Origin of the sequence: Streptococcus sp. 9903, assembly GCF_013276625.1 — a bacterium.
Classification (GTDB): domain Bacteria; phylum Bacillota; class Bacilli; order Lactobacillales; family Streptococcaceae; genus Streptococcus.
In genome coordinates, this window is record NZ_VMLI01000011.1 from 51,151 (window position 1) to 66,074 (window position 14,924).

A 14,924-nucleotide genomic window follows, 5' to 3' on the forward strand; every position below is an offset into this window, starting at 1 on the left:
TTAATAAATCAATAGTTTCTAACTTTATCCCCAACCTGTGGATAAAACTTGATAACATTGTGGATTATTTTTCACAGCTTGTGGAAAATTCTTACTATCTATGGTAAAATAGGTCTAGTATTAAACTTTTAAATAGTAAAGGAGGAGAAAGGATTGAAAGAAAAACAATTTTGGAATCGTATCTTAGAATTTGCTCAAGAAAGACTGACTCGATCCATGTATGATTTCTATGCTATTCAAGCTGAACTCGTCAAGGTAGAAGAAAATGTTGCCACTATATTTTTACCACGATCTGAAATGGAAATGGTCTGGGAAAAACAACTAAAAGATATTATTGTAGTAGCTGGATTTGAAATTTATGATGCTGAAATAACTCCCCACTATATTTTCACCAAACCTCAAGATACGGCTATCTCACAAGTTGAAGAATCTACAAATTCAACTCTTTATGACTATAGTCCAAAGTTAGCATCTATTCCGTATTCGGATACTGGGTTAAAAGAAAAGTATACCTTTGATAATTTTATTCAAGGGGATGGAAATGTTTGGGCAGTATCAGCCGCTTTGGCTGTCTCTGAAGATTTGGCTCTGACCTATAACCCTCTTTTTATCTATGGAGGACCTGGGCTTGGTAAGACTCACCTGTTAAACGCTATTGGAAATGAAATTCTAAAAAATATTCCAAATGCGCGTGTCAAATACATACCTGCTGAAAGCTTTATTAATGACTTTCTTGATCACTTAAGGCTTGGGGAAATGGAAAAATTTAAAAAAACCTATCGTAGTCTTGATCTTTTGTTAATCGATGATATCCAGTCACTCAGCGGAAAAAAAGTCGCAACTCAGGAAGAATTTTTCAATACCTTTAACGCCCTTCATGACAAGCAAAAACAGATTGTCCTAACCAGTGATCGTAGTCCAAAACATCTAGAAGGACTCGAGGAGAGGCTTGTCACGCGCTTTAGTTGGGGGTTGACACAAACTATCACACCCCCTGACTTTGAAACACGCATTGCCATTTTACAAAGTAAAACGGAACATTTAGGCTACAATTTCCAAAGTGATACTCTAGAATACCTAGCTGGGCAATTTGATTCAAATGTTCGAGATCTTGAGGGAGCTATCAACGACATCACTTTAATTGCCAGAGTAAAAAACATCAAGGATATCACTATTGATATTGCTGCAGAAGCTATTAGAGCTCGAAAACAAGATGTTAGCCAAATGCTCGTCATCCCAATTGACAAAATCCAAAATGAAGTTGGTAACTTCTATGGAGTTAGTGTCAAAGAAATGAAGGGAAGCAGACGCCTTCAAAACATTGTGTTAGCCCGTCAAGTAGCCATGTATTTATCTAGAGAACTAACAGATAATAGTCTTCCAAAAATTGGGAAGGAATTTGGTGGAAAAGATCATACAACAGTTATTCATGCCCATGCTAAAATTAAATCTTTGATTGATGAAGACGATAATTTACGCTTAGAAATTGAATCAATCAAAAAGAAAATCAAATAAGTTGTGGATAACTTTTACTTTATTATCTTTTTTATCCACATTTTTTAAACAAGCCAAAAAACTTGATATGACTTGTTTAAAGTCTGTTTTCCACAGATTTCACAGACTCTATTATTACTATTATCCTTCTAATACTAAAAATAAATAAAGGAGAATCCATGATTCATTTTTCAATTAATAAAAATTTATTTCTACAAGCATTAAATACTACTAAGAGAGCTATTAGTTCTAAAAATGCCATTCCTATTTTATCAACCGTAAAAATTGACGTGACCAATGAAGGTGTTACTTTAATTGGTTCAAATGGTCAGATTTCAATTGAAAATTTTATTTCTCAAAAAAATGAAGATGCTGGTTTGTTAATTACTTCTTTAGGTTCGATTCTTCTTGAAGCTTCTTTCTTTATCAATGTAGTATCTAGTCTACCTGATGTGACTCTTGATTTTAAAGAAATTGAACAAAATCAAATTGTTTTAACCAGTGGAAAATCAGAAATTACCCTAAAAGGAAAAGATAGCGAACAGTACCCACGAATCCAAGAAATTTCAGTAAGCACTCCTTTGGTTCTTGAAACAAAATTACTCAAGAAAATTATCAATGAAACAGCTTTTGCTGCAAGTACACAAGAGAGTCGTCCAATTTTGACAGGTGTTCATTTTGTATTGAGTCAACACAAAGAGTTAAAAACAGTTGCAACAGACTCTCATCGTCTAAGCCAGAAAAAATTAACGCTTGAGAAAAATAGTGATGATTTTGATGTTGTCATTCCTAGCCGTTCTCTACGCGAATTTTCAGCGGTATTTACAGATGATATTGAAACTGTAGAGATTTTCTTTGCCAATAACCAAATTCTCTTTAGAAGCGAAAATATTAGCTTCTATACTCGTCTCCTAGAAGGAAACTATCCTGATACAGATCGCTTGATTCCAACAGACTTTAACACTACTATTACTTTTGATGTGCTAAACTTACGCCAGTCAATGGAACGTGCTCGTCTTTTATCAAGTGCGACTCAAAATGGTACTGTGAAACTTGAAATTAAAGATGGGGTTGTTAGCGCCCATGTTCATTCTCCAGAAGTTGGTAAAGTAAACGAAGAAATCGATACTGATCAGGTTACTGGTGAAGATTTGACTATTAGTTTCAACCCAACTTACTTGATTGATTCACTCAAGGCTTTAAATAGCGAAAAGGTGACCATTAGCTTTATCTCAGCTGTTCGTCCATTTACTCTTGTGCCAGCAGACACTGATGAGGACTTTATGCAGCTTATCACCCCAGTCCGTACAAATTAAGTTAAAGAGGTTGAGCTTAGCTCGCCTCTTTTATGATATAATCGAAAAAGAAAAGGAGAGTAGTATGTATCAAGTTGGAAATTTTGTTGAAATGAAAAAACCACACGCTTGCACCATCAAGTCAACAGGTAAAAAGGCTAATCGTTGGGAAATTACGCGTGTAGGAGCAGATATCAAAATCAAATGTAGCAATTGTGACCATGTTGTCATGATGGGACGCTATGATTTTGATCGAAAAATGAATAAAATTATTGACTAGGAAGCCTTAGTTAGAGGGTTAGCAAGTTTTCCCTTTTTGTGTTATAATATTAGGGATTGAAATGAAAACGGAGAATGAGAAAATATGGCTTTAACAGCAGGTATCGTTGGTTTGCCAAACGTTGGTAAATCAACACTATTTAATGCAATTACAAAAGCAGGAGCAGAGGCAGCGAACTACCCATTTGCGACTATTGATCCAAACGTTGGAATGGTGGAAGTTCCAGATGAACGTCTACAAAAATTGACTGAAATGATCACTCCTAAAAAGACAGTTCCAACAACATTTGAATTTACAGATATTGCAGGGATTGTAAAAGGAGCTTCAAAAGGAGAAGGGCTAGGGAATAAATTCTTGGCTAATATCCGTGAAGTAGATGCGATTGTTCATGTAGTTCGTGCTTTTGATGATGAAAATGTGATGCGCGAGCAAGGACGTGAAGATGCCTTTGTGGATCCACTTGCAGATATTGATACCATTAACTTGGAGTTGATTCTTGCTGACTTAGAATCAGTTAATAAGCGCTATGCGCGTGTAGAAAAGATGGCACGTACGCAAAAAGATAAAGAATCAGTAGCAGAATTCAATGTTCTTCAAAAGATTAAACCAGTTCTTGAAGATGGAAAATCAGCTCGAACTATTGAATTTACAGATGAAGAACAAAAAGTTGTCAAAGGTCTCTTCCTTTTGACAACTAAACCAGTTCTTTATGTTGCTAATGTAGATGAGGATGTAGTTTCAGATCCAGATTCTATCGACTATGTCAAACAAATTCGCGAATTTGCAGCGACAGAAAATGCAGAGGTAGTAGTGATTTCTGCGCGTGCTGAGGAAGAAATTTCTGAGTTAGACGATGAAGACAAGCAAGAGTTTCTTGAAGCTCTTGGGTTGACAGAATCAGGCGTTGACAAGTTGACTCGTGCAGCTTACCACTTACTTGGACTTGGAACTTACTTCACAGCTGGTGAAAAAGAAGTTCGTGCTTGGACTTTCAAACGTGGTATGAAGGCTCCTCAAGCAGCTGGTATTATCCACTCAGACTTTGAAAAAGGTTTTATTCGTGCAGTAACTATGTCATATGAGGATTTAGTGAAATATGGATCTGAAAAGGCCGTAAAAGAAGCTGGACGCTTGCGTGAAGAAGGAAAAGAATATATCGTCCAAGACGGCGATATCATGGAATTCCGCTTTAATGTCTAAAAAATTAATAAATAGTGTCAATTAGGTTGGAAAAAAATTCCAACCCTTTTGGCTTTTGAAAGGAAAAATAAATGACCAAATTACTTGTAGGCTTGGGAAATCCAGGGGATAAATATTTTGAAACAAAACACAATGTTGGTTTTATGTTGATTGATCAACTAGCGAAGAAGCAGAATGTCACTTTTACACACGATAAGATATTTCAAGCTGATCTAGCATCTTTTTTCTTCAATGGAGAAAAAATTTATCTCGTCAAACCAACGACATTTATGAATGAAAGTGGAAAAGCAGTTCATGCTTTATTGACTTACTATGGTTTAGATATTGAAGATTTACTCATCATTTACGATGATCTTGATATGGAAGTTGGAAAGATTCGTTTAAGAGCAAAAGGCTCAGCAGGTGGTCATAATGGTATCAAGTCTATTATTCAACATATTGGAACTCAGGTCTTTAACCGTGTTAAGATTGGAATCGGAAGACCTAAAAATGGCATGTCAGTTGTTAACCATGTTTTGAGTACCTTTGACAAGGATGATTATATCGGTATTTTACAGTCTATTGACAAAGTTGACGATTCTGTAAATTACTATTTACAAGAGAAAAACTTTGAGAAAACGATGCAGAGGTATAACGGATAAATGGCGACCTTATTAGATTTATTCTCAGAAAATGATCAGATCCAAAAATGGCATCAAAATCTGACAGATAAGAAAAGACAATTAATGTTAGGTTTGTCAACTTCTACAAAAGCTTTAGCAATCGCTAGTAGTTTGAAGAAAGAAGATAAGATTGTTCTATTGCTATCAACTTATGGAGAAGCAGAAGGTCTTATTAGTGATCTTATCTCTATCTTGGGTGAGGAACTTGTCTATCCATTTTTGGTAGATGACTCCCCTATGGTCGAGTTTTTGATGTCTTCACAAGAAAAAATTATTTCACGGGTTGAAGCCTTGCGTTTTTTGACTGATCCGTCTAAGAAAGGGATTTTAGTATGTAATATCGCAGCAAGTCGATTAATTTTACCGTCTCCCAATGTATTCAAAGATAGTATTGTAAAAATCTCAGTTGGTGAAGAATATGATCAACATGCGTTTATCCATCAGTTAAAGGAAATAGGCTATCGAAAAGTTACACAAGTACAAACTCAGGGAGAGTTTAGTATACGAGGAGATATTTTAGATATTTTTGAAATATCCCAGTTAGAACCTTGCCGAATTGAGTTTTTTGGTGATGAAATTGATGGTATCAGGTCATTTGAAGTAGAAACACAATTATCGAAAGAAAATAAGACAGAACTCACAATCTTTCCAGCTAGCGACATACTTTTGAGAGAAAATGATTATCAAAGAGGTCAGTCAGCTTTAGAAAAACAAATTTCAAAGACTTTATCACCTATTTTAAAATCATACTTAGAAGAAATTCTTTCAAGTTTTCACAAAAAACAAATTCATTCTGATTCTCGGAAGTTTTTATCTTTGTGCTATGATAAGACATGGACTGTCTTTGATTATATTGAAAAAGATACTCCAATATTCTTTGATGATTATCAAAAATTGATGAATCAGTATGAAGTCTTTGAAAGGGAGCTAGCGCAATACTTTACAGAAGAATTACAGAATGGTAAAGCATTTTCTGAGATGCAGTATTTTGCAGATACAGAACAAATCTATAAAAAACAGAGTCCGGTTACCTTTTTCTCTAATCTACAAAAGGGGTTAGGAAATCTCAAGTTTGACAAAATTTATCAATTCAATCAATATCCTATGCAGGAATTTTTCAATCAGTTTTCTTTTCTAAAAGAAGAAATTGAACGATACAAAAAAATGAATTATACTATTATCTTGCAATCTAGCAATTCAATGGGAAGTAAGGCATTGGAGGATATGTTAGAGGAATACCAGATTAAATTGGATTCCAGAGATAAGTCAAGTATCTGTAAAGAATCTGTAAACTTAATCGAGGGCAATCTCAGACATGGTTTTCATTTTGTAGATGAAAAGATTTTATTGATAACTGAACATGAGATTTTTCAAAAGAAATTGAAACGTCGTTTTCGAAGACAACATGTTTCAAACGCAGAGAGATTAAAAGATTACAATGAACTTGAAAAAGGAGATTACGTTGTTCACCACATTCATGGAATTGGTCAATATCTAGGGATTGAAACAATTGAAATCAAAGGGATTCACCGTGATTATGTTAGTGTTCAATACCAAAACGGGGATCAAATCTCTATCCCAGTGGAACAGATTCATCTACTTTCCAAATACGTTTCAAGTGACGGTAAAGAACCTAAACTCAATAAATTAAATGATGGTCATTTCAAAAAAGCAAAGCAAAAAGTTAAGAACCAGGTAGAGGATATAGCAGACGATTTAATCAAACTCTATTCTGAGCGTAGTCAGTTGAAAGGCTTTGCTTTCTCAGCCGATGATGAAGGGCAAGATGCTTTTGATGATGCCTTCCCATATGTTGAAACAGATGATCAACTTCGTAGTATCGAGGAAATCAAGAGAGATATGCAAAATTCTCAGCCAATGGATAGGCTATTGGTTGGGGATGTTGGTTTTGGAAAGACCGAAGTTGCAATGCGTGCAGCCTTTAAGGCAGTCAATGATCATAAACAGGTGGTCGTTCTAGTTCCAACGACGGTTTTAGCGCAACAGCACTATACTAATTTTAAGGAACGATTCCAAAATTTTGCTGTTAATATTGATGTGTTGAGTCGCTTTAGAAGTAAAAAAGAGCAGGCAGAGACACTTGAAAAATTAAAGAATGGTCAAGTTGATATTTTGATTGGAACGCATCGTGTTTTGTCAAAAGATGTTGTGTTTGCTGATTTGGGCTTGATGATTATTGATGAGGAACAGCGATTTGGTGTCAAGCATAAGGAAGCCTTGAAAGAACTGAAAAAACAAGTAGATGTCCTGACCTTGACAGCAACGCCAATTCCTCGTACCCTTCACATGTCTATGCTGGGAATCAGAGATTTGTCTGTTATTGAAACTCCGCCGACTAATCGTTATCCAGTGCAAACCTATGTTTTAGAAAAGAATGATAGTGTCATTCGTGATGCTGTCTTACGTGAAATGGAGCGTGGAGGTCAAGTTTACTATCTTTACAATAAAGTTGACACGATTGACCAGAAGATTTCTGAATTACAGGAGTTGATTCCAGAGGCTTCGATTGGTTATGTTCATGGGCAAATGAGTGAGATTCAGTTGGAAAATACTCTATTAGACTTCATTGAGGGACAATACGATATCTTGGTGACAACTACCATTATTGAGACAGGAGTGGACATTCCAAATGCCAATACTTTATTTATTGAAAATGCGGACCATATGGGCTTGTCAACCTTGTATCAGTTAAGAGGAAGAGTCGGTCGTAGTAATCGTATTGCTTATGCCTATCTAATGTATCGTCCAGAAAAATCAATTAGTGAAGTCTCTGAGAAGAGATTAGAAGCGATTAAAGGATTTACAGAATTGGGATCCGGATTTAAGATTGCTATGCGAGATCTTTCGATTCGTGGAGCAGGGAATCTCCTAGGAAAATCCCAGTCTGGTTTCATTGATTCTGTTGGTTTTGAATTGTATTCGCAGTTATTAGAGGAAGCTATTGCTAAACGAAACGGTAATGCTAACGCTAACACAAGAACTAAAGGGAATGCTGAATTGATTTTGCAAATCGATGCCTATCTTCCTGATACTTATATTTCAGACCAACGACATAAGATTGAAATTTACAAGAAAATTCGTCAAATTGACAACCGTGTCAATTATGAAGAGTTACAAGAGGAGTTGATAGACCGTTTTGGAGAATACCCAGATGTAGTAGCCTATCTTTTAGAGATTGGTTTAGTCAAGTCATATTTGGACAAGGTCTTTGTTCAACGTGTGGAAAGAAAAGAAAATAAGATTACAGTTCAATTTGAAAAAGTCACTCAACGACTGTTTTTAGCTCAAGATTATTTTAAAGCTTTATCCGCAACGAACTTAAAAGCAGGCATCGCTGAGAATAAGGGATTAATGGAGCTTGTATTTGATGTTCAAAATAAGAAAGATTATGAAATTTTAGAAGGTCTGCTGATTTTTGGAGAAAGTTTATTAGAGATAAAAGAGTCGAAGGAAGAAAATGCCATTTGATATTTTTCTTCTATAAAATAGATAAAAATGGTACAATAATAAGTCGAGGTAATAAGGATGAGATTAGACAAATATTTAAAAGTATCGCGAATTATCAAGCGTCGTACAGTCGCAAAAGAAGTAGCAGATAAAGGCAGAATCAAGGTGAATGGAATCTTGGCCAAAAGTTCAACGGATTTGAAAGTTAATGACCAAGTTGAAATTCGCTTTGGCAATAAGTTGCTACTTGTAAAAGTACTAGAGATGAAAGATAGTACAAAAAAAGAAGATGCAGCAGGCATGTATGAAATTATCAGTGAAACACGGGTAGAAGAAAATGTCTAAAAATATCGTACAATTGAATAATTCTTTTATTCAAAATGAACACCAACGCCGTCGCTACCTGATGAAAGAACGGCAAAAACGGAATCGTTTTATGGGGTGGGTATTGATTTTGATTATGCTATTATTTATCTTGCCAACTTTTAATTTAGCGCAGAGCTATCAGCAATTACTCCAAAGACGTCAGCAATTAGCAGACTTGCAAACTCAGTATCAAACTTTGAGTGATGAAAAGGATAAGGAGACAGCATTTGCTACCAAGTTGAAAGATGAGGATTATGCTGCCAAATATACACGAGCGAAGTACTATTATTCTAAGTCGAGGGAAATAGTTTATACGATTCCTGACTTGCTTCAAAGGTGATAAAATGGAAAATTTATTAGACATAATTGAGCAATTTTTGAGTTTGTCAGATGAAAAGCTGGAAGAATTGGCTGATAAAAATCAATTATTGCGTTTACAAGAAGAAAAGGAAAGGAAGAATGCGTAAATTCTTAATTATTTTGTTGCTACCAAGTTTTTTGACCATTTCAAAAGTCGTTAGCACAGAAAAAGAAGTAGTCTATACTTCGAAAGAAATTTATTACCTTTCACAATCTGACTTTGGTATTTATTTTAGAGAAAAATTAAGTTCTCCCATGGTTTATGGAGATGTTCCTATTTATGCGAATGAAGATTTAGTAGTGGAATCTGGAAAATTGACTCCCAAAACAAGTTTTCAAATAACTGAGTGGCACTTAAATAAACAAGGGATTCCGGTATTTAAGCTATCAAATCATCAATTTATAGCTGCGGACAAACGATTTTTATATGATCAATCGGAGGTAACTCCAATAATAAAAAAAGTATGGTTAGAATCTGACTTTAAACTGTATAATAGCCCTTATGATTTAAAAGAAGTGAAATCATCCTTATCAGCTTATTCGCAAGTATCAATCGACAAGACCATGTTTGTAGAAGGAAGAGAATTTCTACATATTGATCAGGTTGGATGGGTAGCTAAAGAATCAACTTCTGAAGAAGATAATCGGATGAGTAAAGTCCAAGAAATGTTATCTGAAAAATATCAGAAGGATTCATTCTCTATTTATGTTAAGCAACTGACTACTGGAAAAGAAGCTGGTATCAATCAAGATGAAAAGATGTATGCAGCTAGTGTTTTGAAACTCCCTTATCTCTATTATGCGCAAGAAAAAATAAATGAGGGTCTTTATCAGTTAGATACGACTGTAAAATACGTATCTGCAGTCAATGATTTTCCAGGTTCTTATAAACCAGAGGGAAGTGGTAGTCTTCCTAAAAAAGAGGATAATAAAGAGTATTCTCTCAAGGACTTAATCACAAAAGTATCTAAAGAATCTGATAATGTAGCTCATAATATATTGGGTTATTACATTTCAAACCAATCTGATGCCACATTCAAATCCAAGATGTCTGCCATTACGGGAGATGATTGGGATCCAAAAGAAAAATTGATTTCTTCCAAGATGGCTGGGAAGGTTATGGAAGCCATTTATAATCAAAATGGATTTGTGCTAGAGTCTTTGACTAAAACAGATTTTGATAATCAGCGAATTGCCAAAGGTGTTTCTGTGAAGGTAGCTCATAAAATTGGGGATGCGGACGAATTTAAGCATGATACGGGTGTTGTCTACGCAGATTCTCCATTTATTCTTTCTATTTTCACTAAGAATTCTGATTATGATACGATTTCTCAGATAGCCAAGGATGTTTATGAGGTTCTAAAATGAGGGAACAAGATTTTTTAAATCATTTTCTCAAGAAGGGATATTTCAAAAAGCATACTAAGGTGGTGCTAGCTCTTTCTGGTGGATTAGATTCTATGTTTCTATTTAAGGTATTATCTACTTATCAAAAAGAGTTAGAAATTGAATTGATTCTAGCTCATGTGAATCATAAGCAGAGAGTAGAATCAGATTGGGAAGAAAAGGAATTAAGGAAGTTGGCTGCTGAAGTAGAGCTTCCTATTTATATCAGCAATTTTTTAGGAGAATTTTCAGAAGCGCGTGCAAGAAATTTTCGTTATGATTTTTTTCAAGAGGTCATGAAAAAGACAGGTGCGACAGCTTTAGTCACTGCCCACCATGCTGATGACCAGGTGGAAACGATTTTGATGCGTTTGATTCGAGGTACTCGTTTGCGCTATCTATCAGGAATTAAGGAGAAGCAAGTAGTAGGAGAGATAGAAATCATTCGGCCCTTCTTGCATTTTCAGAAAAAAGACTTTCCACCAATTTTTCACTTTGAAGATATATCAAATCAGGAAAATCATTATTTGCGCAATCGTATTCGAAATTCTTATTTACCAGAATTAGAAAAAGAAAATCCTCGATTTAGAGATGCAATCTTAAGTATCGGCAATGAAATTTTAGATTATGATTTGGCAATAGCTGAATTATCTAACAATATTGATGTGGAAAATTTAGAGCAGCTATTGTCTTACTCTGAGTCAACACAAAGAGTTTTACTTCAAACTTATTTGAATCGTTTTCCAGATTTGAATCTTACAAAAGCGCAGTTTGCTGAAGTTTGGCAGATTTTAAAATCTAAAAGCCAGTATCGTTATCCGATTAAAAATGGATATGAATTGATAAAAGAGTATCAACAGTTTCAGATTTGTAAAATCAGTCCGCAGGCTGATGAAAAGGAAGATGAACTTGTGTTACACTATCAAAATCAGGTATCTTATCAAGGTTATTTATTTTCCTTTGGACTTCCATTAGAAGGTGAATCAATTCAACGAATACCTGTTTCACGGGAAACATCAATACTCATTCGTCATCGAAAAAGAGGAGATTTTTTGATTCAAAATGGGCATAGAAAAAAACTCAGACGTCTATTTATTGATTTGAAAATCCCTATGGAAAAGCGAAAATCTGCTCTGATTATTGAGCAATTTGGTGAAATTGTCTCAATTTTGGGAATTGCGACTAGTGATTTGAGTAAAAACACGAAAAATGATATAATGAACACTGTACTTTATATAGAAAAAATAGATAGGTAAAAAAATGTTAGAAAACGATATTAAAAAAATCCTCGTTTCACACGATGAAATTACAGAAGCTGCTAAAAAATTAGGTGCTCAATTAACTAAGGACTATGCAGGAAAAAATCCAATCTTGGTTGGGATTTTAAAAGGATCTATTCCTTTTATGGCTGAATTGGTCAAACATATTGATACACATATTGAAATGGACTTCATGATGGTTTCTAGCTACCATGGTGGAACAGCAAGTAGTGGTGTCATCAATATCAAGCAAGATGTAACTCAAGATATTAAAGGAAGACATGTTCTATTTGTAGAGGATATCATTGATACAGGTCAAACTTTGAAGAATTTGCGAGATATGTTTATTGCAAGAGAAGCAGCTTCTGTTAACATTGCAACCTTGTTGGATAAACCAGAAGGACGTGTTGTAGAAATTGAGGCAGACTATACCTGCTTTACTATCCCAAATGAGTTTGTAGTAGGTTATGGTTTAGACTACAAAGAAAATTATCGTAATCTTCCTTATGTTGGAGTCTTAAAAGAAGAAGTGTATTCAAATTAGAAAGAACAATTTTTAATGAAAAAACAAAATAATGGTTTAATTAAAAATCCATTTCTATGGTTATTACTTATTTTTTTCCTAGTTACAGCTTACCAGTATTTTAGTACAGGTAGTGTTGCAGGGAAAAGTGAGCAAATTAATTATACAGAATTGGTAAAAGAAATTACCGATGACAATGTAAAAGAATTGACTTACCAACCAAATGGCAGTGTTATAGAAGTTTCGGGTGTCTATAAAAATCCTAAAACAAGTAAAGAAGAAACAGGCATTCAGTTCTTTTCTCCATCTGCTACAACAGTAGAGAAATTTTCAAGTATTATTCTTCCCTCTGATACCACAGTATCAGAATTGCAAAAACTTGCTTCTGACCATAAAGCAGAAGTAACTGTTAAGCATGAAAGTTCAAGTGGTATGTGGATTAATCTACTCGTATCCATTGTGCCATTTGGGATTCTTTTCTTCTTCCTATTCTCTATGATGGGAAATATGGGGGGAGGCAATGGTCGTAACCCAATGAGTTTTGGACGTAGTAAGGCTAAAGCTGCAAATAAAGAAGATATTAAAGTAAGATTTTCAGATGTTGCTGGAGCTGAGGAAGAAAAACAAGAACTAGTTGAAGTTGTTGAATTCTTAAAAGATCCAAAACGATTTACAAAACTTGGGGCTCGTATTCCAGCAGGTGTCCTTCTGGAGGGACCTCCGGGAACAGGTAAAACTTTGCTTGCTAAAGCAGTCGCCGGAGAAGCAGGTGTTCCATTCTTTAGTATCTCAGGTTCTGACTTTGTAGAAATGTTTGTCGGAGTTGGAGCTAGTCGTGTTCGTTCTCTTTTTGAAGATGCCAAAAAAGCAGCACCAGCTATTATCTTTATCGATGAAATTGATGCTGTTGGACGTCAACGTGGAGTCGGTCTCGGCGGAGGTAATGACGAACGTGAGCAAACCTTGAACCAACTCTTGATTGAGATGGATGGTTTTGAGGGAAATGAAGGAATTATCGTCATCGCTGCTACAAACCGTTCAGATGTACTTGACCCTGCCCTTTTGCGTCCAGGACGTTTTGATAGAAAAGTATTGGTTGGCCGTCCTGATGTTAAGGGGCGCGAAGCAATCTTGAAAGTTCATGCTAAGAACAAGCCTTTAGCAGAAGATGTTGATTTGAAATTAGTTGCTCAACAAACTCCAGGTTTTGTTGGTGCTGATTTAGAGAATGTCTTGAATGAAGCGGCTTTAGTTGCTGCTCGTCGCAATAAATCGATAATTGATGCCTCAGATATTGATGAAGCAGAAGATAGGGTTATTGCTGGACCTTCTAAGAAAGATAAGACTGTTTCACAAAAAGAACGTGAATTAGTTGCCTATCATGAGGCAGGACATACCATTGTTGGTCTAGTCTTATCGAATGCCCGAGTTGTCCATAAGGTTACAATTGTACCACGTGGTCGTGCAGGTGGTTATATGATTGCACTTCCTAAGGAAGACCAAATGCTTCTATCTAAAGAAGATATGAAAGAGCAATTGGCTGGCTTAATGGGTGGACGTGTAGCTGAAGAAATTATCTTTAATGTCCAAACTACAGGAGCTTCAAACGACTTTGAACAAGCGACACAAATGGCGCGTGCAATGGTTACAGAGTACGGTATGAGTGAAAAACTTGGCCCAGTACAATATGAAGGAAACCATGCTATGTTTGGGGCACAGAGTCCTCAAAAATTAATTTCAGAACAAACAGCTTATGAAATTGACGAAGAAGTTCGTTCATTATTGAATGAAGCACGAAATAAAGCTGCTGAAATTATTCAGTCAAATCGTGAAACTCACAAGTTGATTGCAGAAGCATTATTGAAATACGAAACATTAGATAGTACACAAATTAAAGCTCTTTACGAAACAGGAAAGATGCCTGAAGCAGTAGAAGAGGAATCTCATGCACTATCCTATGATGAAGTAAAGTCAAAAATGAATGACGAAAAATAACCCAAAGAGAGGCTTGTCCTCTCTTTTTTGTGCAGTTGAGGATCTAAAGGGTGCAGAATGGAGGAAATGTGCCAAAAGTGTTTCTGAATCTGTTAGACTGTATCTAGAAAGGGGAAGATTATGCTTAAAAAAATGTATGAAGAAGTCCAAGGAATTGTATACAAGTGTAGAAATGAATATTACCTTCATTTATGGGAGCTATCGGACTGGAACCAAGAGGGAATGATTTGCTTACATGAATTGATTAGTAGAGAAGAAGAATTGGTAGAAGATATCCCTCGTTTAAGGCAATATTTCAAAACCAAGTTTCGAAATCGAATTTTAGACTATATCCGTAAGCAAGAAAGCCACAAACGAAGATATAATAAAGAACCTTATGAAGAAGTAGGCGAGATCAGTCATCGTATAAGTGAGGGAGGTCTGTGGCTAGATGACTATTATCTCTTTCATGAAACACTAAGAGATTATAGAAACAAACAAACTAAAGAGCAACAAGAAGAGCTAGAACGCATTTTAAGAAATGAACGATTCCGAGGGCGTCAAAGAGTCCTAAAGGACTTACGTATTGTGTTTAAGGAGTTTGACATCCGTACCCATTAGGAATTCATGCAAAAAAATAAAAAAAGTTTAAAAAAG

General features: G+C 35.4%; 14 protein-coding genes. All 14 read left to right on the top strand.

Annotated elements, in window-relative coordinates; all coding sequences use genetic code 11:
* The first annotated feature begins 153 nt into the window (after positions 1 to 153).
* The 14 genes from dnaA to HT696_RS05450 all read left to right on the top strand — a co-directional run bounded on the left by dnaA (position 154) and on the right by HT696_RS05450 (position 14,888).
* Entirely contained in the window at positions 154 to 1,515 is a 1,362-nt protein-coding gene (gene dnaA, locus HT696_RS05390; RefSeq protein ID WP_112445409.1) for a chromosomal replication initiator protein DnaA, read from the top strand.
* 158 nt (positions 1,516 to 1,673) lie between these two features.
* On the top strand, positions 1,674 to 2,810 hold the full coding sequence (gene dnaN / locus HT696_RS05395; protein ID WP_112445407.1) for a DNA polymerase III subunit beta: 1,137 nt from the start codon (positions 1,674 to 1,676) through the stop codon (positions 2,808 to 2,810).
* A 64-nt stretch (positions 2,811 to 2,874) separates the two neighbouring features.
* Positions 2,875 to 3,069 (top strand): DUF951 family protein, encoded by a 195-nt coding sequence (locus HT696_RS05400; protein WP_000285186.1) that lies wholly within the window; start codon positions 2,875 to 2,877, stop codon positions 3,067 to 3,069.
* 84 nt (positions 3,070 to 3,153) lie between these two features.
* A complete protein-coding gene (ychF, locus tag HT696_RS05405; RefSeq protein WP_001218700.1) occupies positions 3,154 to 4,269 on the top strand; it encodes a redox-regulated ATPase YchF in 1,116 nt (371 codons plus the stop codon).
* 71 nt (positions 4,270 to 4,340) lie between these two features.
* On the top strand, positions 4,341 to 4,910 hold the full coding sequence (gene pth, locus HT696_RS05410) for an aminoacyl-tRNA hydrolase (RefSeq protein ID WP_173218739.1): 570 nt from the start codon (positions 4,341 to 4,343) through the stop codon (positions 4,908 to 4,910).
* Positions 4,911 to 8,420 carry a transcription-repair coupling factor gene (gene mfd / locus HT696_RS05415; RefSeq protein ID WP_173218737.1) on the top strand — a complete coding sequence of 1,170 codons (3,510 nt, stop codon included), beginning with the start codon at positions 4,911 to 4,913 and terminating at the stop codon, positions 8,418 to 8,420. It abuts the gene before it with no gap.
* 57 nt (positions 8,421 to 8,477) lie between these two features.
* Positions 8,478 to 8,744, top strand: coding sequence for an RNA-binding S4 domain-containing protein (locus tag HT696_RS05420; RefSeq protein WP_001234978.1), 267 nt, complete (start codon positions 8,478 to 8,480; stop codon positions 8,742 to 8,744).
* Positions 8,737 to 9,105, top strand: a complete 369-nt coding sequence (locus HT696_RS05425; protein WP_000041903.1) for a septum formation initiator family protein — start codon at positions 8,737 to 8,739, stop codon at positions 9,103 to 9,105. Before HT696_RS05420 ends, HT696_RS05425 begins: the two co-directional genes overlap by 8 nt.
* Positions 9,106 to 9,109: 4 nt before the next feature.
* On the top strand, positions 9,110 to 9,232 hold the full coding sequence (locus HT696_RS10850; protein WP_000429331.1) for an SP_0009 family protein: 123 nt from the start codon (positions 9,110 to 9,112) through the stop codon (positions 9,230 to 9,232).
* Positions 9,225 to 10,493: a serine hydrolase gene (locus HT696_RS05430; RefSeq protein ID WP_173218735.1), complete on the top strand. Its 1,269-nt coding sequence runs from the start codon at positions 9,225 to 9,227 to the stop codon at positions 10,491 to 10,493. Before HT696_RS10850 ends, HT696_RS05430 begins: the two co-directional genes overlap by 8 nt.
* On the top strand, positions 10,490 to 11,767 hold the full coding sequence (tilS, locus tag HT696_RS05435; RefSeq protein ID WP_173218733.1) for a tRNA lysidine(34) synthetase TilS: 1,278 nt from the start codon (positions 10,490 to 10,492) through the stop codon (positions 11,765 to 11,767). Before HT696_RS05430 ends, tilS begins: the two co-directional genes overlap by 4 nt.
* 4 nt (positions 11,768 to 11,771) lie before the next feature.
* Positions 11,772 to 12,314: a hypoxanthine phosphoribosyltransferase gene (gene hpt / locus HT696_RS05440; protein WP_000892176.1), complete on the top strand. Its 543-nt coding sequence runs from the start codon at positions 11,772 to 11,774 to the stop codon at positions 12,312 to 12,314.
* Between the two features lie 15 nt (positions 12,315 to 12,329).
* Positions 12,330 to 14,288, top strand: coding sequence for an ATP-dependent zinc metalloprotease FtsH (gene ftsH, locus HT696_RS05445; RefSeq protein WP_173218731.1), 1,959 nt, complete (start codon positions 12,330 to 12,332; stop codon positions 14,286 to 14,288).
* Between the two features lie 120 nt (positions 14,289 to 14,408).
* On the top strand, positions 14,409 to 14,888 hold the full coding sequence (locus HT696_RS05450) for a sigma-70 family RNA polymerase sigma factor (protein ID WP_173218729.1): 480 nt from the start codon (positions 14,409 to 14,411) through the stop codon (positions 14,886 to 14,888).
* Positions 14,889 to 14,924 lie beyond the last annotated feature (36 nt).